Genomic DNA, 23,874 nt, shown 5'->3' with positions numbered 1-23,874 from the left:
GATCTCCTTGTTTAAGGTTGTGTCCTTGGTATAGCTCCAAAAGATCATGCATTCCTTTTAAAATAATCACAAGTTTATCACAAAGCAAAAAAAAAGACCGGCCAGGCCTATAAAATCAACTATTAATATGCTCCTGTTCAGAGACACCCGGCCAGGCCGTTGATGATACGTTCAACAAGATAAAGGGCTCCCTGGCACCCCATATATGCCTTGGGAATCACATGGTGGTAACCGCTGGTGGGCAGGGAAAGTTCAATTCCGGTAAACGGCCGACCCGTCAACCGATGCCGGACAACAACAGCCCCACTGCCAAAGACCACATCGGGTGCCCCTTGGGTAAGGTCAGCCTGCCACACCCCTGTACAATGGATTTCATCAAGCAGGGTTTTGATTTTTTGTTCAAGTTCGGGCACTCCATGGCCCACCCGGACACAAACCGGCACCATGCCAAGGTATTTGTACAGCCATGTCACCAGGGGCAATGCCAGTGAAGCATCGGCATCCACGGCAAAAGTGGCCCCCTTGGGCAATCCAGTCAAGGCATTGAACCGGTTTAACGCTGCATGGCTTTTCTGCCGGGCGCCTTGGATCAGCCCAAGGGCCGGTGCGGAATTCACATCAAGGCGTTCGCACACAGTCATTATCCACGATGTTGTGGCCTCGAACCCCACGGGTGCACCCATGGGAGGTACAAGGCTTTCCATGCCGAACCGCTGAGCCATAAAGGGCACAAGGTCCTGGGCATACTCCCCATGGACAACCACATTCACCTCGGCACGGGCAAGGCCTTCAAGGTCAGATAAATTGCAACCGGCACAGATACAGGCATTCACCCTGATGCCACAAGCCCCTAAAAGAGTGGTTATTTCCGCAACATTTCCCTGCCAGTGATGGTGAAAGATGGACAACCCTATCAAATTGATTGACCCTTTGTTTTTTTTCGGCTCCTGAAGGGGCACGATGGTTTCCAGAACAGCTATGACCGCCTGTTGAAACCCCCATGCCAGGGGCTGGGAGAACCCTGTATTTTCAATGGCAATGCAGGGTACGGCCAGGTCAGCGTTTTTGATGAACCGAAGCAGATCATCTCCAATCAGGGCCGCACCTGGAGAATTGATCACCGCAATAAGACCATGCCCTTTGTCGGCCACCACGGGCAGAATCTTCTCAAGCTTGTCTGTTGCGCCAAATACATAATCATAATCGTCCAGAAAGGTTACCGGCACCCGGGGCTGACCAAAATAGAACGCCTCGGAATAATAGAGAGGATCCAGAGAATTCGCCCGGGGCATCTGATTTTCCGACAGGGCACCATGGTAAAATTTACATCCCGTGGGGCCGTTTAGCAATACCGCCGCATTCTGGATACCTTCAATGGCCACAATGGCCCCGGTAAAGCTGTCCGGTGCAAACTCAAAACAGTCAGATGCCATCAGTTTTCCAACCCTCAACAATCGGTGCTTTGATTAAAGTGGCCCAGCGATGGGCAAAGGCTATTCCACCGTAAAACCCCACATCCGGACACATGGGAATCATATCCACGTGCACGGGCAGGGACAGGTTACCAGGCGTATAGTTTCCCAGGAGCAGGTCCGGTTTCAGCCGTGCCACATCCTTATCCCTTTTGGCTGGATTATAATCAGTTTCCACCTCAAAACGGCCCGGGTACCGGGTGGTAAAAAGAGGGCCCTGGCAATGGCCCAGGAGACACACCTTGACCACTTCCATGCCAAGATCAAAGGCCGCCTCCACAATCCAGTCCACATTTTGAACATAGGTGATAATCATGAGCCTTTGCCCCCCAAGGGCAGGTCCATATTTTTTGATCATTGACCTGTAGTGCCCATGACAGCCGGTGATCAGCTTTTCACCGGCAGCCTGTTTTTCGAAGAACGCGGCAATCTCCCTGACCCAGGCAGCACTTTCGGTAAATCCCACGGGAAAGGGCAGACTCGCAGTTGGCACTCCCAGACGCTCCTCAATAAAATCAGCCATGAGCCGACCAAAATAGTCAATATAGGCAACCAGGTTCAACGGTGCTTTTAAAAAATGATTCAATTGCGCCACCGAGGTGTTTCTCACAAACCGGCAATTGACATGAATGCCCATGCCACTGAGAAGCTCAGCGACGGTGTTGAAATTGCTCTCCGAATTAGAGGCGATATTTTTTTCCGCCAGGATATTCACACAATGGGGGTCAGGTGTGACAGTTTTATCCACCAATGCCCCAGCCCCCTCCATGCAGGCATTGAGCACCCCCTGCATGTAATCCCCCCGAAGATTGCCGTCCGAGGTTATGGGAATCACCGGCACATCCGGGTAACGATGCCGGATTTCGTTTACAGCCGCAATGGGATCATCCCCGATAACCCCCGAAGGACACGCGGTCACCAGGAACACGGCACGGGGACACTGTTTCATGGCCTGCTCAAGGGTTTCGATCAGACGGTCCCGTCCCCCGTAAATCACCATGGATTCATCCATATCCGAAGAGATAACGGCCGGAACCACCTGGTTTTTCAGCAGGATATGTCTCTGGTTGAAAAGCCTGAAACCCACAGACAAAATTGCCTGGCCGGCAATATGGGTACAGCTTCTGGGCCCATGGGCAACGGTGACGCTGTCCTTGATCTGGGTGGTGGTGGCAAGGGCCCCGGAAAAGGCACACCCGTGCAAGGGTTCCCGGCTCAACACTCTTTTGGATAAAAAAACCGTGGGTTTGCCCCCGGGAGAAATGAATGGTTTTACCGGCAGTTCAGCCCCATCAAGGTTTTCACATTGATCGTCCCGGCAAAGGGCCGGACAGTCAAGGCCTCCTGGCATCTCCCCATCGCCACCAGGGTCCCCGGACAATGGGGACTTGTCGTGTAAAATCAATCGGTCAAGGGAATCTTCATCAAGGAACCGGGCCGGATAAAAGGTCTTATTTCCCAGCACATCCAGGGCAAGCCCATGGAAAATCATGGCCTCAAGAGAGTCAGGGAATGCCTCCACCAATGTCTTTTCAAGCATTTCCGCCCGCCTGAATCGCTCGCTTCTGGGCACCACCTGTTTCACGGGAAGGTTAACATTTCGGGCAAAGCTCTCCACAGGACGCCGATCTTCTTTCCTGCCCCTGCTGTTGAGGATCAATCCGGCCAGGCGATGGCCTCCTTCATCAAAATTTTTAACCCCCTTGAGAATATTATTGGCCGCATAGATGGACATGAACTCTTCCGAGGTCACCACATAGACCCTGTCGGCAAACCCCCTTCTCAGGGGAACGGCAAATCCACCACACACCACATCCCCCAGCACATCGTAGAGCACCACATCAAAGGAAGCCATATCAAGCCCAAGGCGATCAAACATGGCAAAGGTGCTTAATATCCCCCGGCCGGCACACCCCACACCGGGCTCCGGCCCACCCGCCTCAACACATACAATGCCCCCATACCCCACATGGAGCACCTGGTCCAGGCGTTGCAGGGCCACGGGGGTGGCCTTCATGTAATCCAGGGCCGTGACAATCCGTTTACCACCCAAAAGAAGGCGAGTGGAATCGTGCTTGGGATCACATCCAATCTGCAGCACTTTTTTGCCGCTAACAGCAAGGGCTGCAGAAAGATTGGCTGAAATCGTGGATTTCCCAATACCGCCTTTTCCGTAGATGGCTATTTTCATGGTCTTCCTTGATTTACGCCACCCCTTGATCTGAGCACCCCTTGATCAGATACGAGCAAAGGACCCATCAGGGCATTTCGTGGTGACGATCTAAAACCTGAAGTTTAAAATTAAACCCTTCATGGGCTGCGAGCATCCTGCCGAATTCATTCCAGGTTAAACCCTTACCATCGATGATAATCAATGGAAGCGGCGCTTCCTTCGAAGATGCAAGATCACAGCCGATATGCCCCCGCACTGTTTTTTGATCTGCGATGAGCCAGGTGTCATAGGTTTTATTTTTATAGATGTATTTGGTCCCCAACGCTTTGAGCATACGTTCATACAATTTTGAAAACAGGACAAACACTCCAGATGCAACAGGCTCTCCCATGCTGAACTGATATCCTGCCGGTTGATTGTCAACGAGTTCAAATGCATCCATGATCTGCATCGTCCCCATTAATCTGACTGTCAGATGAAAGGTATGATCAAGCCCGTCGGTATCCTGGATAATGATTGGATGGAGAGCCAGATAGTCGTATTCAACGCCAAAGGATTCAGCGACTCTTTTATTGTAACATTTAAGGCAGATCAGGGTGTCGCCGTTCGCCGACGGCAACCGGATAGACTCATAGGGTTGGACCGGAGCCCCACACCTTGTGCAGTTCCTTTTTTTCTCACTTGTCATTTTACAGCCCTCCCTTGGTTAACGGTGGACTTTATTTAGTGTTTGAACGAAAACTCACCCATCTGCGGCGTTGCTGCAAATTTCTGAAATCCCCACGTACAGTAGTACGCTCCGGTTTCAGAAATTTTTGCGCCTTGCATATGGGCAATTTTGTGAGCATAGCTTCTCTTCGAGCCATCCAAACACGGGTTTTCGGTCAACCACTATTTAGATGTCCGGGCCTGCAACCGGGCAAACTCCCCGGTTAAAGGGAGCTCACCTGCATTCCGGGTCGTGCGTCAGATGATCACCTGGGCCCAGAAGTAGCCGATGGTGCACGAGATGACCACCGAGATCAGGCCGGGAATCATGAAACTGTGATTCAAGAGGTACTTACCGATTTTGGTGGTACCGGACCGATCAAAGTTCATGGCGGCAATGTCACTGGGATAGTTGGGAATAAAGAAATAGCCGTAGACCGACGGCAGAATACCCACGAGCACGGCAACGGGGATCCCCAGGGAAAACCCCAGGGGCATAACGGCGAGCACTGTGCCGCCCTGGGTGTTGATCAGGACTGATACACCAAACAGGGCAAATGCAAATGCCCAGGGAGCTGCCTGGACCATGACATTAATCGCTTCCTTCATGGTTCCGATATAGGTTCCGAAATAGGTGTCTGACAGCCATGCGATACCATATATGGCCACCACCGCGACCATGCCTGCCTGGAATACCGTTCCCTGAACCACATCCGTGGGTTTCACCCGGCAAATCAGCAAAATCAGGCCGCCGATGAGCAGCATCACGATCTGGATAACAAGACTCATCTTGATGGTCTTTGCCGGGTCACCGTAGGCCGGCAGCAGTTCCGGAAAAATGGCAAACAGACCAATTAGGATCAGGGCGAAGGAGAATAGAAGAACAGAGAGCTTGGCCGATTTCGGAAGTTTTTTGTCCAGGGTGGTGATGGTTTCACCAAACATGTATTCTTTGATATCAGGATCAGCCAGCCGTGTCTGGTATTCGGTATCATCGGCAAGGTCCTTACCCCGGCGGCTGGAGTAGAGCGCGGCAAAGAAGATACCGATCATGCAGGCAGGCCAGGTGACGGCCAGCACCTGCAGAATGGATACAGGGGAGTTGTTGCTGCTGGACATGGTGACGAAGGCCACCACGGCTGCGGCAATGGGCGAGCAGGTGATGCCGACCTGGGAGGCGATGGACGAAACCGCCACTGGGCGTTCAGGCCGGATACCGTTCTTCAGCGAAATATCGGCAATGATCGGCATCAGGGTATAAACCACATGCCCGGTGCCACAGAGAACGGTAAGAAAAAAAGTACAATAGGGTGCAAGAAAAGTTATTCTTGCCGGATGTTTACGCAGGAAACGTTCGGCAATCTGGATGAGAACATCCATTCCGCCGGCCGCCTGAAGAATACCGGCCGTGGTAACGGCAGCGATGATGATATAGATTACCGTGGTTGGTGGGGAACCTGGTTTCATCTGAAAGATGAGTACCAGGATGGCAAGGCCGATGCCCGAGATGACGCCGAGGGCGACGCCACCCCGGCGTGCGCCATAGTAAAGGCAGGCCAAGACAAGTAGCAGTTGGATAACAGCAAGCATTATTATGCCTCCATAAAAAGGGTTAACGATATGGGGTAAATATTCAAAACGTCTGCTTTTTAAAATAGATCGGGCCGTGTAAAAACCTGATTTTTTCCGTTAAAGCAGACCACCAAATTTTGAGGTTACTACCTAAATAAACGGAATTCAAGTAAATCGACCCGTTCCAATAACCGAAACGACCGAAATGAAGGCAGATGTAACAGAATCAGAGGATTGTTTTTGTCATGAAGCACCTGCCGCTTGAAAAGCATCACTGACAATGCTCTGGGCCTCTTTTTGAATGCTTTTCAGATGTGCCTTGCCTTTAAAACTTTCTGCATAAATTTTATAGATTTCTTCAGTGCCAGAGGGTCGAGCGGCAAACCATCCATTTTCTGTTACGACCTTTAATCCCCCCAAAGGGGCCTGGTTGCCAGGCGCACGGGTATGTTTAGCAAGGATCGGCTCACCGGCCAGCTCCCGGGTGGTAATTGCTGCGGCTGACAGATGTTTTAGCACCTCTTTTTGCCCAGCGGTTGCCGGTGCATCGATGCGCTCATATACGCAGGAACCGAATTGTTCCTCGAGGGACTGGTATATTTCACCCGGATCCCTGCCGGTTTTGGCCATGATTTCAGCGGCCAGAAGATCCATGATGATGCCGTCCTTGTCAGTGGTCCACACCGAGCCATCCCGGCGCAGGAATGACGCACCCGCACTTTCTTCACCACCGAAACCTATTTTGGCGCCCATCAGTCCATCTACAAACCATTTAAAACCCACGGGTACTTCAAACAGCTTTTTCCCAAGATGCATCGCCACCCGGTCAATCATGGAAGTGGACACCAGGGTTTTGCCCACGGCGGTCGAGGGGTTCCAGGCGGGTCGATTTTGAAAAAGATACCATATGGCCACGGCCAGATAATGATTGGGATTAAGCAGTCCGGCACTCTTGGTGACAATCCCGTGGCGATCCCCATCCGTATCGTTGCCAAAAGCAATGTCAAACTTGTCCTTGAGCTTGATCAGCCCCTGCATGGCAAAGGGTGAAGAACAGTCCATGCGGATCTTACCGTCTTTGTCCAGGGCCATAAACGCAAAGGTAGGATCAACGACCGGGTTAACGATGTCAAGGGAAATCCCGTAGCGCTCGGCAATGGGTTTCCAGTAGTGTACCGTGGCCCCGCCCATGGGATCCACACCGAGCTTGAGCCCGGATGCAGAGATCATCTGCATGTCAACCACCTTGGCAAGATCCGCCACATAGGGGCCGATGTAGTCATATTCGTGGGTCGTTTCAGCTTTAAGGGCTTTTTCATACGGCATTCGTTTGACGTGATCAATCCCATGACCAAGTATTTCGTTGGCTCTGTCGGCAATGCGTTGGGTGATGTCATCGCCCGCCGGCCCGCCATGGGGCGGATTGTATTTAAATCCGCCATCTTCAGGGGGATTATGCGAGGGGGTGATGACCACACCGTCGGCAAGACCCTGGCGCCTGTTTTGATTGGTGGTCAAAATGGCATGGGAAATGACCGGCGTGGGTGTATAGCCCAGCCCCTTGGGGATCATCACGGTCACACCGGCAGCGGCAAAGACTTCAAGTGCGCTGGCCAGGGCAGGTTCCGAGAGGGCATGGGTATCCATACCCATGAAAAGCGGTCCGTTGATATGTTGAGAGGTTCTATATTCACATAATGCCTGGCTGATGGCCAGAATATGGTCTTGGTTGAAACTGTTTTTCAGTGACGAGCCACGGTGGCCCGAGGTCCCGAAAACGACTCGCTGGGTCGGCTCGGAAATGTCCGGTTGATGGGTGTAGTAGGATGAAACAAGCCTTGGGATATTGGCCAGCAGAGATTTCGGCGCCACTTTTCCGGCGAGGGGGTGAATTTTCATATTGAATCGCTCCTGTAGGTTTAAGGATTGATATTATATGTTCAGTTTATTTACAACCACAAGATTTTCGAACAATTAATTTGGTTTTGAGAACAACCTCACGATTTGAACGTGTCGGGTCCTGAATCCTTTTGATGAGAAGCTCAGTGGCCGTTCGACCAATCTCATAGGTGGGCTGATCAATAACCGTAATTGCCGGTTCAAACAACTGGGCACAGGTCGTATCATCAAAACTTGCAAAGGCAATGTCCCCTGGAATTTGTAATTTGCACTCACGAATCGCCAGCAGGACGCCTGAGGCCAATAGACTGTTGCTGGTAAGGATGGCGTCTGGCCGGTCCTGCATATTCAGCAGATTCATGGTTGTATCGAACCCATCTTCTTCCCGGGGGCTGGCAAATTTAATCAGGTCCGTCGCCGGCTTGATGTTGTGATCTTTCAAGGCTCGTACAAAACCTTCGTGGCGCTGACTGCCAGTGATACTATTGCCACCGAAAACGCCTCCTATTCGCCGGTAACCATGCTCGATCAGATGGCTGGTTATGGCATGGGCTGCTTGCACATTATCAATGTGAATACTGTCTATAGCCAGATTTTTCCCATGCCGGTCGATTATAACCGTTGGCATGTCCATGGCCGGCATCTCTGAAAACTTTTCAATGGCTCGTTGCGTGGGAGATAAAATAACCCCGGCGACATTTTCGTCCCGGAGAAGGTTCAGACAGGATTCTTCCTTAGCTGGATTCTCATCTGTATTGCACAGCATCACAATATAGCCCAGCTCGTAGGCCGCATCATCAACCGCCCTGCTGACCCTTTGAAAAAACGGATTTTCTATATCAGAAACGACCAAGGCAATAATTTTGGATGTGTTTGATCTCAGGTTTTGCGCAACACGATTTGGTCGATAATTCAGCTCTTTCACTACTTTTAATACGTGTTTTTGAATTTCAGGCCGCACGTGGGGTTTGTTTGCCAATACCCTTGACACTGTGGCAGTTGATACACCCGCTGCTTCGGCAACGTCTTTAATTTTAACCATGGGAATAGCACTTTCCTTGTTTGGTTGATAGTTCCGCTTGTCAATCTAATGTAAACGTTTACACTATTTTAGTCAAATTCATTTTTGTAACATCTGCTTTCAACCCGCAGCCATTGGGAAAAGATTAATATAAACTTTGAGCCTAAAGTTGCAACCTCCCTTTGGCCGGATATGCAAAACGCCGGGCATGGGGATGTAATCTCCTACCGAAAATACCTGGCAACGCAGCAGATCTGGTCGAATAGCGCTCCTGCAGGGTTTCTGCGTTCTACTGACACCTCGTACCACAAGGAATGTAATCGTTTACCATAAAAGCAACAAACAATGGGCGTTTTGGTAGGCGTTATTGGATAAAATCCAAAAGCACTAACAGTAAAAGATAAACAATATTATAATCAATTAAGTATTTTAGATTATTACGGATAAAAATTCGCATCAAAAAGATGATAAAAAACATTTGACACATTATATGTAAACGTTTACATTTGAATCAAGAATGCCGCAGGTCTACTTTTCAAACTGAAAAAGGCCGGTTCGAATTACCCTCAGGAGGTATGGCGATTGGCCACCCCACACTAACCCATTTAAAAAGGAAGCCTTGAAATGAACGAGACAATTCAAAGATTTGGCTGCTCCTGGCCGAAATGCCCCCCACGACATTGGTGCCTTTATTGCCTGGGGGTTGATTATCGATCATTTACGAACCATGTAACTGGGAGGTATGTTTATGTCGGGTAATACGATGAAAATAGGTGTCCAGTCATTTGGAAGGTTCTTGAGTGGTATGGTAATGCCCAACATTGGTGCTTTTATCGCCTGGGGATTGATTACTGCGTTGTTTATACCAGCCGGTTGGTTGCCCAATGAAAGACTGGCGTCACTGGTGGGTCCTATTATTACGTATCTGCTGCCCCTTTTAATTGGCTATACCGGTGGTAAAATGGTTGGCGGTGACCGTGGTGCCGTAGCAGGAGCCGTTACGACGATGGGGGTCATTGTCGGCAGTGATATTCCGATGTTCATGGGGGCCATGATTGCCGGTCCTTTGGGAGGTTTGGCAGTAACGAAATTTGACCAGAAGGTTCACGGTAAAATCAAACCTGGGTTTGAAATGCTGGTCAACAATTTCTCCCTGGGCATCATTGCCATGCTGGTCGCCTTGATTGCCTACCTAGTAGTTGGCCCGGTGGTTTCTATAATTACCAAGGCACTGGCGTCGGGTGTGGGTTGGATTGTGAAGATGTCTCTATTGCCCCTGGTGTCAATCATTGTTGAACCTGCAAAAATTCTGTTTTTAAACAATGCCATAAACCATGGTGTTTTCACACCCTTGGGTGCAGAACAGGCTGCCAAGGTCGGATCTTCCATTTATTATTTGATTGAAACCAATCCAGGTCCTGGTCTGGGGATTCTCCTGGCTTATATGGTGGCGGGTAAAGGTACGGCACAAAAGTCAGCTTACGGCGCAGCCATAATTCACTTTTTTGGTGGAATTCATGAAATATATTTTCCTTATATTTTAATGAAGCCAAGACTTATTATTGCCGTGATCACCGGCGGCATGGTGGGTGTTGGTTTTAACATGGTCACAGGTAATGCCCTGGTTGGTCCACCATCACCTGGTTCTGTTTTCGCGTTAACCCTGATGTCCACAAAGGGAATGGGTATTGTTCTCACCTTGACTTCCATTGCTGTTTCCGCCGTCACTTCGTTTCTCATTGGATCAGTAATCATTCGCAGGGACGCGTCAGAAAGTGATGACCTGGAAGCCGCCACAGCCGCTGTTGCTGCAAGTAAGTCCGAAGCAAAAGGACAAGCGGTCCCGATGGCGGCAGGAAGTGTTCGATCAATTATTGTGGCCTGCGATGCCGGCATGGGATCTTCAGCCATGGGAGCAACGGTATTGCGTGGCAAAATTAAAACTGCCGGCCTCGATATTGAGGTTTCCAACGCAGCCATTAATGATCTGAAAGATGCGGACATTGTGATTACACAGAATGAATTGACTGATCGCGCTCGGTCTAAATTGCCAGGTGCACAACATTTCAGCATTGATAACTTCATGGACGATAGCTTCTATGACGAGTTGGTAGCCAAGATTACCCAAAAACCCGAAATATCTGAAAAGGTTATTCCGACACCTGCTGCACAGCAAAACAAAACAGCCGCAGAAGATACTTTGATAGTCAATTCGGAACAAATTGTATTAAATGCCCAGGTAACGAATAAAGATGATGTACTCGAACTGATCGCTCAAAACTTATCTTCTTCAGGTCTCGTCAGTGGAGACTATTTGGATGCATTGGCCGGGCGTGAAGAAAAAATCAGTACCTATCTGATTAATGGTGTGGCTATCCCCCACGGTGTCAATGAAGCAAAAGATCAGGTTATTCAAACCGGGGTTTTTATTGTGCAGGCACCCCAGGGTGTTGTCTGGAATGAGAAGGGAGATGTGGCCCGTTTGATCGTCGGTATTGCAGCAAAAGGCAAAGATCATTTGAGCCTCCTTGAGCGTTTGACCAATGTGGTCATGGATGAGGCGGTCGCCGAACAACTGGCAACCACAACCGATAAAAACGATATTTTGCAGGCGCTGAATGCAAAGGAGCAGACACCGTCCGAGCAACTGGATGATTATTCTGTTACAGCAGAGGCAAAGGTTGTCGATTCGCAAGGCATGCACGCCCGCCCCGCAAGCTTGATTTCAGAACAGGCTGCAAAATTTTCAGGAACAGATATCCGCATTCGAAACAATCAGAAGACAGCCAATGCCAAATCCATGGCATCCCTGTTGTCCATGGGTGCGAATCATGGCGATGTTCTGACAATTTCGGCACAGGGGACTGGGGCGGAACAAGCAGTACAGGTTCTGGCTGAAATGATTCGTCAGGGGCTGGACAATGAGGAGGGACAGTCAAATGCATCCTATAATCCCCTGACCGTCTTATCAGCTCTCCCCAATGTTCAGTGTCGTTTAGCCCTGAAAGGTTCCGCGGCATCACCTGGAATTACAATGGCACCCGCATTTCGGTTGCAGGCAAGAAAAATTAAATTTGAGGAGGAAGCACAAGACCCCAAAGATGAATCCAAACGCTTTAGCGAGGCCCTGGCCGAGGCCGCCAGGCAACTGGATAAACTGAAAGCCAACCTGCAAAGCAGGGCGCCAAACGAAGCCGCAATTTTGCATGCTCAGAAGCAATTGCTGCAGGATGAACTGGTGCTAACCGACAGCGAAAAATTCATTATAAATGGTAAGACTGCCGCCTGGTCTTTTCATCAAGCGATTGAAAAGCAGGTTGAGTCACTCAGAACAGTTGACAGCGAACGCCTGAGGGCAAGGATTGCCGATCTCATTGATGTCCGTGATCGGGTATTGGCATTAATTGTGAAAGCTGTTTCAGCAACCACTTATCCGGAAACTGATTTCATTTTGATGGCAAAAGATTTAACACCTTCACAAACAGCCGGATTGCAAGGGCTGAAAGTTCGTGGTATCTGCACGGAGCTTGGTGGCCCCAACAGTCATATGGCGATCCTTGCCAGAGCCCTGGGTCTCCCCGCATTGGTTGGCCTGGGTGAGGGGGTAATGGAGAACATTGAGGACGGTGAATTGATTATTGTCGATCCACAGGCATCGTCCATTTATGTTGATCCGGATGAGGCAACCCAGAGAAATGGGGCAAAATGGATTGAACAGTGGGAACAGATTCGCAAGGCTGAAGGTGCCCAGAAACATAAGGCCGCTGAAACCCTGGATGGTCGACACATCGATGTCGTATGCAATATAGCCAAGCCAGAAGACGCAAAACTTGTTTTAGAAGATGGTGGCGAAGGTGTGGGGTTGTTGAGGACCGAATTTCTCTTTGAGTCGTCGGCAACAGAACCACCCATTGAAAAACAATGCGATGCCTTAAAAGCCATCATCAAAGAGCTTGGCAGTCGTCAGTTGATCGTGCGCACGTTAGATATTGGCGGAGACAAAGCTGTATCCTGGTTGCACATTTCCCATGAAGAAAACCCATTTTTGGGGATGAGAGGGATTCGTCTGTCGTTCAAATATGAAGACATCTTCAAGCGCCAACTGGAAGCCATTTACCAGACAGCAATCTGGCAGAAAGAGTCAACCGGCTCGACCGGACTGCACATTATGTTTCCCATGATCGGAAAAATGTCAGAATGGAGAAAAGCACGGGATATTGCTGAGAAAGTTCGCCTGCAGTTAAATGCTCCCAAGTTGCCGCTGGGTATTATGATTGAGGTACCATCTGCGGTTATGATTGCGGAGCATCTGGCGAAAGAGGTGGATTTCTTTTCCATCGGTTCAAATGACTTAACCCAGTACACACTGGCCATAGATCGCCTGCATCCTGATCTTTGCTCTGAAGCGGACAGTTACCATCCTGCATTGGTGAAAATGGTTGAGATGACGGTAAAAGCAGCAAAGGCCCATGGTAAGTGGGTTGGTGTATGCGGCAATGCGGCTGCGAACCCAAGTCTCGCTTCACTGCTGGTCGGGTTGGGGGTGGATGAACTGTCAGTCAGCCCTGCCAATGTGGGGGCGGTGAAAAATATTATCCGTGCCGTGAACTATACCAAATTGCAAGAAAAAGCAAAAAAAGCATTACAGCTGGAAAGTTCAGAATCTATTATGGATTTGTATAAAACCAACGACGACCTGGTGTAGCATCTAACTTTTTTAACACTTATAGGAGGTAACCATGACATCACAATATAATAAATACCATTCCATCGACCGTGCCATACCCGAGCAGACCCTGGTCTGGAATATGTACGGTGCAGGTGAGGAAAATATAGGAAAAAACGGGAAACCCGAATTATTGCCCATCCCCAAACCGGCAGCGAACCAGATGCTCGTTCGGGTTGACAGCGTAGGACTCTGTTTTTCCGATGTGAAATTGATACGCATGGGAAGAAAGCACCCTAAATTGTACAATCGCGATCTCACCAAAGAGCCAACCAGGCTTGGCCATGAAGCGTCGCTTACAATCATTGAAGTTGGGGAAGAACTAAAGGGAAAATACTATCCAGGACAGCGTGTGGCAGTACAGCCTGACATCTACCAGAACGGTAAAAGTACAGCCTATGGTTACACGATACCAGGGGGCCTTATTCAGTATCACCTGATTGGCCCGGAGATGCTGGAAACCGATGAGGGCGCCTGTCTGCTGCCGATAACAGGCGATATGGGCTACGCCGAGGCCTCGCTTCTTGAACCATGGGGATGTGTACTCGCATCCTACACCCAGCGAAGACGTCTTGATCCTAAGGATGGCGGCGTCATGTGGGTCATTGGACGACCTGGCGATGGGCGCGAATATGAATTCACTAAAGGCCTTGCCGCTCCTGCAACTATTATTCTAACCGACGTCCCAGGCACGGTTGCAAAGCTTACCGACAAAACCTCTGCAACGGTTGTGGTTCGTAATAAACTGGGGCCTGACCAGTACAGCGCACTCGCTGAAGAGTTCACTGATGGTAAGGGTTTTGATGATATTGTTATGCTTGACCCCCGTTCTGGGGAAACCGTCAGTGCTGTTGCCAAATTTATCATGCGCAGGGGGACTCTCAATCTTGTAGGCCAGACACCTTTGGACAGCCTGGTAAATGCCGACGTGGGCCGTCTTCACTATGACTATATCGCCTTTATTGGCTGCCAGGGCCCTGATATTGGTGCATCCTATGGCGAACAACGAAATCGGTGTGAGCTTAAAGCGGGTGGAACAACTGTTTTTGTTGGTGCCGGCGGGCCAATGGGGCAGATGCATGTGCAAAGAGCCATTGAACTTCCCCATGGACCCGGCAGGGTGATCGCCACCGAGGTCAGTGACCTGCGGCTGGCTGCGCTCCAGGAACGATTTGGCCCCCTGGCAGCCAGGAATAATTGCGAGCTGCTAACATTTAATCCCCAAACAAACGACAAATCACTCCATGACTTTGTAATGGAGGCAACCAATGGGCAGGGTGCCGAGGATGTTGTCGTCAGCGTACCCATTGCTGACGTTATGGCTGAGGCGGGTACCCTGATGCATAAGGATGGCATGCTGGTCTTTTTTGCCGGTGTACCCAATGGAACAATGGCCCATTTAAATTTAAGTGCGGTCTACATGGGCAATGCTCAATATACCGGCACCTCAGGCCTCAGCCTCAACGACCAGTTTCAGGTAATGGATCAGGCTGCAAAGGGAACGCTGAATCCGGGCCGCAGTGTCGGCGCCATTGGCGGAATGAATGTTGCCAGAGAGGGTATCCAGGCGATGATTGATGGTCGTTATGCAGGAAAAATTATTATTTTTCCACAATTCCCGGATCTGCCGCTGATGGGACTCGATGAGTTGCAGGATATTTATCCTGATATTGCTGAGAAACTTGAACCCGGCAATATGTGGACCGCTGAAGCGGAAGAAGCACTTTTTGAAAAATACTGGAAGGGATAAGACAATGATATTTACTGTTACACTCAATCCAGCAGTAGACCGGGAGATGACGGTTGATCAGATCGTCTTTGATACTGTCCTGCGAGCCTCGGACTGGCGGGTAGACTGCGGCGGGAAAGGGTTTAATGTAGCGCGCATGCTTAAATCGTTAGGTGTTTCAAGTGTGGCCCTCGGTTTTGCCGCCGGTAAAAGCGGGGAATTGCTCAACGATAAACTCCAATCTTTGGGGATTGAAACTGAATTTGTCTGGGTTGAGGGAGAAACCCGCACAAATGTATCCATCGTCAGTGGGAATGGACAGTATGTGAAGGTCAATGAACCGGGCCCGACCATTACGGATGTCGATCTTGCGCAACTGGCGCAAAAAGTAGGCGATCGGGTACGGGCCGGAGACTGGTGGGTGCTGGCCGGCAGTCTGCCTCCAGGGGTGCCGCCAGGTTACTATACTGAGCTGATAACCCTCATCCAGTCGGCAGGAGCATACGTATTCCTGGACACCAGCGACGAGGCCCTACGCCAGAACTGTGGTGCAAAGCCCTTGCTGGTTAAACCCAATGATGAAGAAGCACATGGGCTGACCGGGCTTCCTGTTAACACGCCTGCCCAGATCGCAGCAGTTGGCAGGGCAATCTCTGCCATGGGCCCTGCAAACGTGATTATTTCCCTTGGAAAACAGGGTGCCGTACTGGTCCATGCAGGGAAAGCGTGGCTGGCAGCAAGTCCCAAAATAGTTGCAGCCAACCCAATTGGGGCAGGTGATTCCATGGTTGCCGGGATTGTGTGGGGACTCAGCCAGGGGGATAGCATGCAGGATGCCTTGTGTAAAGGAATTGCCTGTGGTGCTGCTACAGCCAGTCAAAAAGGCACATCGGTTGGTTCCCTTGCACAGGTAAACGAGTTGTTAGCAAAAGTTAAGCTCAGCCAGGTGTAGTCGTAATTTTTATGGGAGGTTTATGATGACTGATCCAATTCGATATGAAGATCTTGATTTGGTAAATACCAAAAAAATGTTTCAAAAGGCGATGGAAGGCAAATTTGCCGTTCCTGCCTATAATTTCAACAATATGGAGCAACTCCAGGCCATCGTTACCGGTTGCGCAGAATCTGATTCACCGGTTATTTTGCAGGTATCCGGCAGCGCCCGGCAATACGCAGATCCCACAATGATGCCCCATATGGTAAAGGGCGCAGTTGCCATGGTAAGAAAAGCCGGCAGTAAAATCCCCATTGCCCTGCATCTTGACCATGGCAACAGTTTCGAACTGGCCAAAGATTGTATTGACAGTGGCTTTTCCTCTGTGATGATCGATGGTTCCCACCTTTCTTTTGAAGAAAATGTTCGACTGACAAAGGAAGTTGTCGACTATGCCCATACAATGGGGGTGACCGTTGAAGGGGAGCTGGGAGTTCTGGCAGGGGTTGAAGATGAAGTATCTTCAGAGACGAGTCACTATACCAGACCGGAAGAGGTGCAGGCGTTTGTTGAGAAAACAGGGGCAGACAGCCTGGCTATCTCGATTGGAACTTCCCACGGGGCCCATAAATTCAAGCTGAAACCCGGTGAACAGCCACCATCACTGCGCTTTGATATTCTGGAGGAAATTGAACAACGTCTTCCAGGTTATCCCATTGTATTGCACGGTGCCTCTTCGGTGTCGCCTGAACATGTTGCCATGATAAATCAATATGGCGGTAATTTAGAGAGCGCAGTGGGGATCCCGGCCGATCAATTGCGCCGGGCCGCAAAATCAGCAGTCTGTAAGATCAATATCGACAGCGATGGGCGCCTTGCCATGACAGCTGTTATACGAAAGGTATTTTCTGAATCCCCGGCTGAATTTGACCCCCGTAAATATCTGGGACCTGCCCGGGATGAATTGATCTCTTTAATTAAAGATAAAAACAAAAATGTTCTGGGTAGCGCTGGAAAGATGTGATTTCCCGCTTGAGAAATTCCATTCAAAAAGGGACGAGGAAACAGGAGAAGTGACTTTCCATCACTATACCAGATATTTAAATTGGGGGAAATATTATGCTTAAAGTTGCCATTAATGGTTTTGGAAGAATAGGAAGGCTTACATTCCGAAAAATCTTTGGAGACGATCGTTTTGAAGTAGTGGCAATCAACGATTTAACTGAACCAAAAATGCTTGCCCATCTTCTGAAATATGACAGTGTACAGGGTCCTTTTTACGGGCATACGGTCGATAGTGATGAGAATACACTTATCATTGACGGCAAAAAAATCAGCGTTCACAAAGATGCTGATCCGAAGAATCTTCCCTGGGACAGCTATGGGATTGATATTGTATTAGAATGTACCGGATTTTTCTGCTCAAAGGCCAAGAGCCAGGCGCATATTGATGCAGGTGCAAAGAGGGTTCTTATTTCAGCGCCTGCAGGCACTGACCTTCCAACCATTGTTTATGGCGTAAATCATCAGACACTGAGAAAGGATCATCTCATCGTTTCTGGAGCGTCCTGCACAACCAATTGCCTTGCTCCCATGGCAAAAGCATTGAATGAGTATCGTGAGTTAAGAACAGGCTTCATGACAACGATTCATGCGTATACGGGCGACCAGATGATTGTTGACGGTCCCCACCGTAAAGGTGATTTTCGTCGTGCAAGGGCAGGCGCAATTAACATTGTGCCGAATTCAACCGGTGCTGCAAAAGCGATCGGTCTTGTCATTCCTGAACTTGACGGAAAACTGATCGGATCCGCACAACGCGTCCCGGTTGCTTCGGGTTCCCTCACTATTCTTGATGCGACTTTAAAGGATGATACCGAGACTGTAACTGTCGAAGGTCTCAATGAAGCAATGAGAAAGGCTTCCGATGAATCCTTTGGATATACTGACGAGGAGCTGGTGTCAAGTGATACCATTGGTATGAGCTATGGTTCACTTTTTGACTCCACTCAAACACTTGCGCAACGATGTGGAACCAAAATTTATGAGGTTAGGGTTGTGTCCTGGTATGACAATGAAATGAGCTATGTTAGTCAATTAATAAGAACATTAGACCATATGGGAAGTTTAATGAAATAAGCGCAAATTGGGTTAGTTGCTTTGAATGGAGATTACAGCGATGATAATGAAAGATGTTTTAGGTCTAATTATGGGTGGAGGCCGAGGCACCCGCCTGTATCCCTTAACAAAAAAAAGGTCCAAGCCGGCCGTGCCGCTGGCTGGCAAGTATCGGTTGATTGATGTTCCCATCAGCAATTGTCTGCATTCCGGTATCGATAAAATTTCTATTTTAACGCAATTCAATTCGGTTTCGTTGCATCGACATATTTTCCAGACCTATCGGCGAGATATGTTTACCAACGGCTGGGTCCAGATCTGGGCGGCTGAGCAGACACCAGATAGCACAGGGTGGTATCAGGGTACTGCCGATGCGGTACGGCAGCAGATGGTAGAAATCAAAAATTCCGGCATCAAATATGTCCTCGTCCTGGCCGGCGATCACCTTTATCGAATGGATTATCGTAAATTTGTGCAATACCACGTGGACACCAAGGCCGACATTACCCTGGCGGTTCAACCAGTCAATGGTCTGGAGGCCCCTGAACTTGGTATTCTCAAGCGTAGCCCTGACGGTGAAATCACAAGTTTTATCGAAAAGCCGGATCCGGAAAGCCTCCATGACCTGGAAAGCAGTCCAGGTTCTGAAAAACCCTTTATGGCATCGATGGGCATCTATGTTTTTTCCACAGACCTGCTGGCTGAACTTCTGGCAACACCGGGTGACGATTTTGGTAAAGATATCATTCCCCAGGCTTTATCCAACCATCGGGTAATGGGACATATCTTCGATGGGTATTGGGCCGATATCGGCACCATCCGCCGCTTCTATGAAGTGAACCTGGAGCTGGCTGCAAACCCGATTTTCAACTTAAACCTTCCCAACCAGCCAGTATATACCAACGCTCGTTTCCTGCCGCCAACCGATGTACAAGGTGCTAGCTTAAAAAAAACGTTGCTCGCTGAAGGATGCAGCATTGCCGAGGCAAAAATTACCAACTCGGTTATTGGTATCCGCAGCAAAATAGGTTCCCAGGTCGTCATACGTGACACGATCATGATGGGGGCTGATTATTATGAAACAGATGAACATCACGCTGAAAACAGACGATTGGGTCGTCCCGACATTGGGGTGGGCGATGGCTCAATTATTGAGGCCGCAATCCTTGATAAAAAAGCCCGGATTGGTCGTAATGTCCATATTCGCTTTCTGCCTGATCGACCCGATTCAGAAACAGACCAATGGGCGATTCGGGATGGCTTGGTGGTCGTTCCCAAGAGTGCGATCATTCCTGATGGTACAGTGATTTAATAAAGAGGAGCCGCACCCATGGAAAGAGATCCGGAGAACATGCGCCACCTGAGCTACCTGACAAAAGAGCACCCATCCCAGGAAGCTGTTGCCGAGGCCATTATTAACCTGCAGGCCCAACTCAACCTGCCAAAGGGCACCGAACATTTCATCTCGGACATTCACGGCGAATATGAGGCCTTTTGCAAGGTGGTCAGCCATGCCTCCGGCGCAATCAAGCGCAAAATTGCCGAAATTTTCAACGACACTTTGTCCGCTGCAGAGAAGCTAGAGCTGGGTGCCCTCATTTATTCTCCTGAAAAGATGCTGGGAATCATGTTGCCGATCACTGATGACAGGAGGCAGTGGTATCAACGGACCTTGTTACACCTGATCCATGTATTGCGAGCGGTTTCTTCAAAATACCCACGTTCTAAAGTACAACTGTTGATTGAGGGGCGCTTTGAAATGTTGATTGAGGAGCTGCTCTATGAAAATGAACAGCTGACGGATAAGTACGAATACTACCAGAGTCTGCTTGAGACGATTATCACCACCGGCCAGGCCAAAATAATCATTATTAACATGGCCAAGTCCATCCAGTGTCTGGCCATCGATCACCTCCATATTGTGGGTGATATTTACGATCGTGGCCCTGCAGCCCATCTCATCATGAATCATTTGATGGCGTACCACAGCGCCGATATTCAATGGGGTAATCATGATATCCTGTGGATGGGAGCAGCAGGCGGCAGTGAGGCCTGTATCGCTAATGTCATCCGGATTTCCCTGCGTCATGCCAATATGGAGACTTTGGAAAATGGATATGCGGTGAGTCTTTTGCCTCTGGCTTCCTTTGCCATTGAAACCTACGGGGATGACCCCTGTGAAGTTTTTAGATCCCAGATGTTCAACCAGCTGGACAATTCACAGGGTGAGCAAAGGCTGATGGCGCAAATGCACAAAGCCATCACCATTATACAGTTCAAGCTGGAAGCCCAAATTATCAAACGACGGTCGGAATACTGTCTTTGTGATCGTTTGTTGTATGATAAAATTGATTTTGATCAGGGAACCATTCAGATAAATAAACGTGCCCATCCACTGCTTGACAAAAGATTTCAGACCGTCACCCCGGAAGATCCTTACACCCTGACACCTGCAGAACAACATGTGGTTGCACGGTTGAAAACAGCATTCCTGAACAGTGATAAATTACAGCAGCATACACGCTTTCTTTTTGCCAAGGGCAGTATATATAAAACCTGCAATGGAAATTTGCTCTACCATGGTTGCATTCCCATGAACAATGACGGCTCTTTTATGTCACTGCAGATAAACAATAAGAATTATGCGGGAAAGGATTTGATGGAAAAAATGCATCGCCTGGCCCGGCAGGGTTTTTTTACCACAGATGATTCCCCAAAAAAACAAGAGGGGTTGGACGCCATGTGGTACTTATGGTGCGGACCCTGTTCGTCTCTTTTTGGCAAGGAAAAGATGACAACCTTCGAACAATATTTTATTGCAGATAAAGCCACTCACAAAGAGCCACGTAATATCTATTATACCCTGCGGGACGACGAAGGAACGGTCCGACAAATCCTCGAGGCCTTTGCGCTTAATCCCGATACAGGGCATGTTGTAAACGGGCATGTACCGGTGATCGTCAAAGAAAAGGAAAGTCCGTTAAAGGCGGGCGGCAGACTGATTGTCATCGACGGTGGGTTTGCGCGGGCCTACCAGAGAAAAACGGGAATCGCCGGCTACACCCTGGTTTTTAATTCATGGGGAATACTGCTGGCCACTCACCAGCAGGACGAGGCAAATTCCTCTGCCGACATGGAAATTCACGATATTAACTGTACGACTGAAATCATTGAAAACCAGAGTCGCCGTATTCGCATCAAAGATAGTGATGCAGGTCAAGAAATTCAACACCGTATTGACGAACTGATGGCTCTGAAGAACGCTTACCAAGAGGGACTGGTGTAACTGCCCCCAAAAACCTTGTGAATACAAGAGCATTTCAATTGGAAAAGCTTAATAATATGGCTGCCAAAAAAAGAAGGAGATGGACACCCCTCATATATCCTTTTCGGCTGACTTTTTTCTGGAAGATGTCTCCAAGCAGAAAACCGAAGATTACCGCCGGAAAATGCGGAACAGATTGTTTCAAGGTATTTAAACTCAGCACCCCGTTAAAGAGAAACAGAACAAGCAGTCCCAGTCCAACCAATAAGAAATAGACACTCAGCATTCCCTTTGCTTTTTCAGTATCCGGAAACTTAGCCGCAGCATATATGACGGCGGGCGGACCGCCAGCCGTATAGGCACCCATAAACCATCCGCTTAAAACCCCCAGAAAAGCACCGCCTGGAACGGTTTCTGCTATGCGATGGAGAAATTTTTCACCCATTGAATACCTGGCCGTTAAAATAGATATTACCGTAAACATTGCCAGGGTCCGTTTCATGACAATTTCAGAAAACCAATGAAAAGAAAACGCCCCGAATAAAACCGCAATGGCTGCACCTAAAAAAAAAGGTTTTATTTCCGTCCAGCTGATCCGGTGTCCATACCGGTAGGTATTGATAAAAAACAGGGGAAAAGTAAGGGGGAACTGGATGGCGACAGCCAGTTTTATCGGTAATATCAAGGCCAGAAGCGGAACCGCAATCAAACCGTATCCAAATCCTGCAAAACTAAAGGAAAAGGAGGCAACACCAAGAATTAAACTTATTAACAACTCATCCCGCTTTCAATAGATTAAATAGTGGCTGACCGAATTCCAATCCCATTCAATTTTTTGACAAAAATACCTGCTATAGGGGTTATTGTCAAAGTTTGTTTATGGCAGCAGGCAGCGGTCACCTTGAGCATGAGACTTGAAAGTTCAACAGGAATGGCTGATCCTGGAAATTTTTTCGTGATAGGTATTGAGCATATCTGCTTCAAATTGTTCATTGGAGTCATAACTTCGCCCGAAAACCGGCTGCCACAGATCTATATGCTCCATGCACATATAAAAGAAGACAGCGTCTTTCCAGGAATCCGGGAAGGCTTGATAAACCGAGGAGAAAAGTTCTTTTTTGAGTTCAAGGGGATAACTCAGTTTCCCGGCACAATCCTCCATGGGCATCTGCAAAATGGAGCTGTCCGGCATTCGCGCCCGGAGCCTCTTCAGGACCGGTTTGATAAAAGTCAGCGTCCCCAGGGAAACCATGACCACCTCTTGGGGCTGAAAACTGTCTGCCAGACGGGACACCAGGGCCAGATAGTCTTTGCGCCACCCCTCATACCAGACAATGGGATGGAAATGAAATCCTACTGGGATGCCTTTATCCGCTAGTTTCCGGGCACTTTCCAGCCGTTTATCCAGGGAGGCCGTTCCCTTTTCCTCATGCTGAATCACCGTTGGCGTGTTAAGGGACCAGGTAAAAACCATGTTGGCAGGCGGCCGGTTTTCCAGGAAATAATCGATCCGGCCGCTCTTGGATTTCATTTCAAGGATTACATTGGGATGCTCTGCAGCAAACCGACAAAGGGCGTCCAGAAGCCCAAACCGGTTGCCCCACATCAGGGAATCGGAAGACTGGCCAGTTCCAATGTGATAAAGTTTGTCCGTATCCAGCTCCATGGTTTCCAGATGGGACATGAGATTCTGGATGAAACGCACCTGATTCCCATGGTAAAAGGACTGGATGGAACAATAACTGCAATCAAAACCGCACTGCTGCACCGCATCCAGGGTGTTCAGGTTACAGCAGCGGGTTTTCTCGGAGGCAACCGGACATTTTCCCATGATATTTCCCTTAAGCTGAACCTCAACCATCTGCGCTTCTGGAAATTTTTGTTCACCGGCGGAAAACCGGCTTGCTCCGCTATACCGTTTCTGTCCGTTTTTCAACGTTTCATACCCCTGGCGAAACTGCTGAAAAACCTTACCTGCCGCCTGTTTCCCCTTTGCCTGCCCCACTGCTTCCGGTAGGTAAAACTGCGCCAGGGATCCGGCCTTCCAGCAGATCAGGTCCGCGCTGTATTCAGTCAGCATCCTCAGCTGCTGAAAGGAAAAGGCATAGGTTTCGGACATGGTGAGCAGCCACTGCTGTTGATCCCCAGGAAGACTGTGAAAAAGAGTAATCTGTAAAAGTTTATTTGATGCCATGGCGTCCTTATACCTGAAAAAACACCCCCCGTCCAGTTTGAAGGTTGGAAGCATGCGCTATAA

General features: G+C 49.1%; 15 protein-coding genes. 7 read left to right on the top strand and 8 right to left on the bottom strand.

The window, feature by feature from the left end; genetic code table 11:
- Positions 1–137: 137 nt before the first annotated feature.
- The 6 genes from HRM2_RS04285 to HRM2_RS04260 all read right to left on the bottom strand — a co-directional run bounded on the left by HRM2_RS04285 (position 138) and on the right by HRM2_RS04260 (position 8,866).
- Positions 138–1,433, bottom strand: a complete 1,296-nt coding sequence (locus HRM2_RS04285; RefSeq protein ID WP_012663226.1) for a nitrogenase component 1 — start codon at positions 1,431–1,433, stop codon at positions 138–140.
- A complete protein-coding gene (locus HRM2_RS04280; RefSeq protein ID WP_012663225.1) occupies positions 1,423–3,663 on the bottom strand; it encodes a nitrogenase component 1 in 2,241 nt (746 codons plus the stop codon). The genes HRM2_RS04285 and HRM2_RS04280 overlap by 11 nt, the downstream gene beginning before the upstream one ends.
- A gap of 67 nt (positions 3,664–3,730) precedes the next feature.
- Positions 3,731–4,333 carry a DUF7713 domain-containing protein gene (locus HRM2_RS04275; protein ID WP_012663224.1) on the bottom strand — a complete coding sequence of 201 codons (603 nt, stop codon included), beginning with the start codon at positions 4,331–4,333 and terminating at the stop codon, positions 3,731–3,733.
- A gap of 278 nt (positions 4,334–4,611) precedes the next feature.
- Entirely contained in the window at positions 4,612–5,943 is a 1,332-nt protein-coding gene (locus tag HRM2_RS04270; RefSeq protein ID WP_012663223.1) for an anaerobic C4-dicarboxylate transporter, read from the bottom strand.
- Between the two features lie 225 nt (positions 5,944–6,168).
- Positions 6,169–7,824, bottom strand: a complete 1,656-nt coding sequence (gene pgm, locus HRM2_RS04265; protein WP_012663222.1) for a phosphoglucomutase (alpha-D-glucose-1,6-bisphosphate-dependent) — start codon at positions 7,822–7,824, stop codon at positions 6,169–6,171.
- 46 nt (positions 7,825–7,870) lie between these two features.
- Positions 7,871–8,866, bottom strand: a complete 996-nt coding sequence (locus HRM2_RS04260; RefSeq protein ID WP_012663221.1) for a LacI family DNA-binding transcriptional regulator — start codon at positions 8,864–8,866, stop codon at positions 7,871–7,873.
- A gap of 727 nt (positions 8,867–9,593) precedes the next feature.
- Here HRM2_RS04260 and ptsP point away from each other — a divergent pair.
- The 7 genes from ptsP (at position 9,594) to HRM2_RS04225 (ending at position 21,638) form a co-directional block, all read left to right on the top strand.
- Positions 9,594–13,550, top strand: coding sequence for a phosphoenolpyruvate--protein phosphotransferase (ptsP, locus tag HRM2_RS24965; RefSeq protein WP_012663220.1), 3,957 nt, complete (start codon positions 9,594–9,596; stop codon positions 13,548–13,550).
- A gap of 34 nt (positions 13,551–13,584) precedes the next feature.
- Positions 13,585–15,321, top strand: a complete 1,737-nt coding sequence (locus tag HRM2_RS04250) for a zinc-binding dehydrogenase (protein WP_012663219.1) — start codon at positions 13,585–13,587, stop codon at positions 15,319–15,321.
- 4 nt (positions 15,322–15,325) lie between these two features.
- Positions 15,326–16,252 carry a 1-phosphofructokinase gene (gene pfkB, locus HRM2_RS04245; protein ID WP_012663218.1) on the top strand — a complete coding sequence of 309 codons (927 nt, stop codon included), beginning with the start codon at positions 15,326–15,328 and terminating at the stop codon, positions 16,250–16,252.
- Positions 16,253–16,274: 22 nt separating this feature from the next.
- Entirely contained in the window at positions 16,275–17,258 is a 984-nt protein-coding gene (locus HRM2_RS04240; protein ID WP_332306305.1) for a class II fructose-bisphosphate aldolase, read from the top strand.
- Positions 17,259–17,353: 95 nt separating this feature from the next.
- Positions 17,354–18,373: a type I glyceraldehyde-3-phosphate dehydrogenase gene (gene gap, locus HRM2_RS04235; RefSeq protein WP_012663216.1), complete on the top strand. Its 1,020-nt coding sequence runs from the start codon at positions 17,354–17,356 to the stop codon at positions 18,371–18,373.
- 25 nt (positions 18,374–18,398) lie between these two features.
- The gene (locus HRM2_RS04230; protein WP_012663215.1) at positions 18,399–19,664 is read left to right on the top strand and encodes a glucose-1-phosphate adenylyltransferase; all 1,266 of its coding nucleotides are present in this window, start codon (positions 18,399–18,401) and stop codon (positions 19,662–19,664) included.
- 18 nt (positions 19,665–19,682) lie between these two features.
- Positions 19,683–21,638, top strand: coding sequence for a fructose-bisphosphatase class III (locus HRM2_RS04225; RefSeq protein ID WP_012663214.1), 1,956 nt, complete (start codon positions 19,683–19,685; stop codon positions 21,636–21,638).
- A 34-nt stretch (positions 21,639–21,672) separates the two neighbouring features.
- On the opposite strand, the gene HRM2_RS04220 is transcribed toward HRM2_RS04225, so the two are convergent.
- Both HRM2_RS04220 and HRM2_RS04215 read right to left on the bottom strand, forming a co-directional pair.
- The gene (locus HRM2_RS04220; protein ID WP_012663213.1) at positions 21,673–22,392 is read right to left on the bottom strand and encodes a sulfite exporter TauE/SafE family protein; all 720 of its coding nucleotides are present in this window, start codon (positions 22,390–22,392) and stop codon (positions 21,673–21,675) included.
- A gap of 147 nt (positions 22,393–22,539) precedes the next feature.
- The gene (locus tag HRM2_RS04215) at positions 22,540–23,811 is read right to left on the bottom strand and encodes an SPL family radical SAM protein (protein ID WP_012663212.1); all 1,272 of its coding nucleotides are present in this window, start codon (positions 23,809–23,811) and stop codon (positions 22,540–22,542) included.
- Positions 23,812–23,874: the final 63 nt, after the last annotated feature.

Source organism: Desulforapulum autotrophicum HRM2 (genome assembly GCF_000020365.1).
GTDB lineage: Bacteria > Desulfobacterota > Desulfobacteria > Desulfobacterales > Desulfobacteraceae > Desulforapulum > Desulforapulum autotrophicum.
The sequence above is the reverse complement of the archived record's forward strand: the minus strand, read 5'-3'. Positions and strand labels throughout refer to the sequence as shown.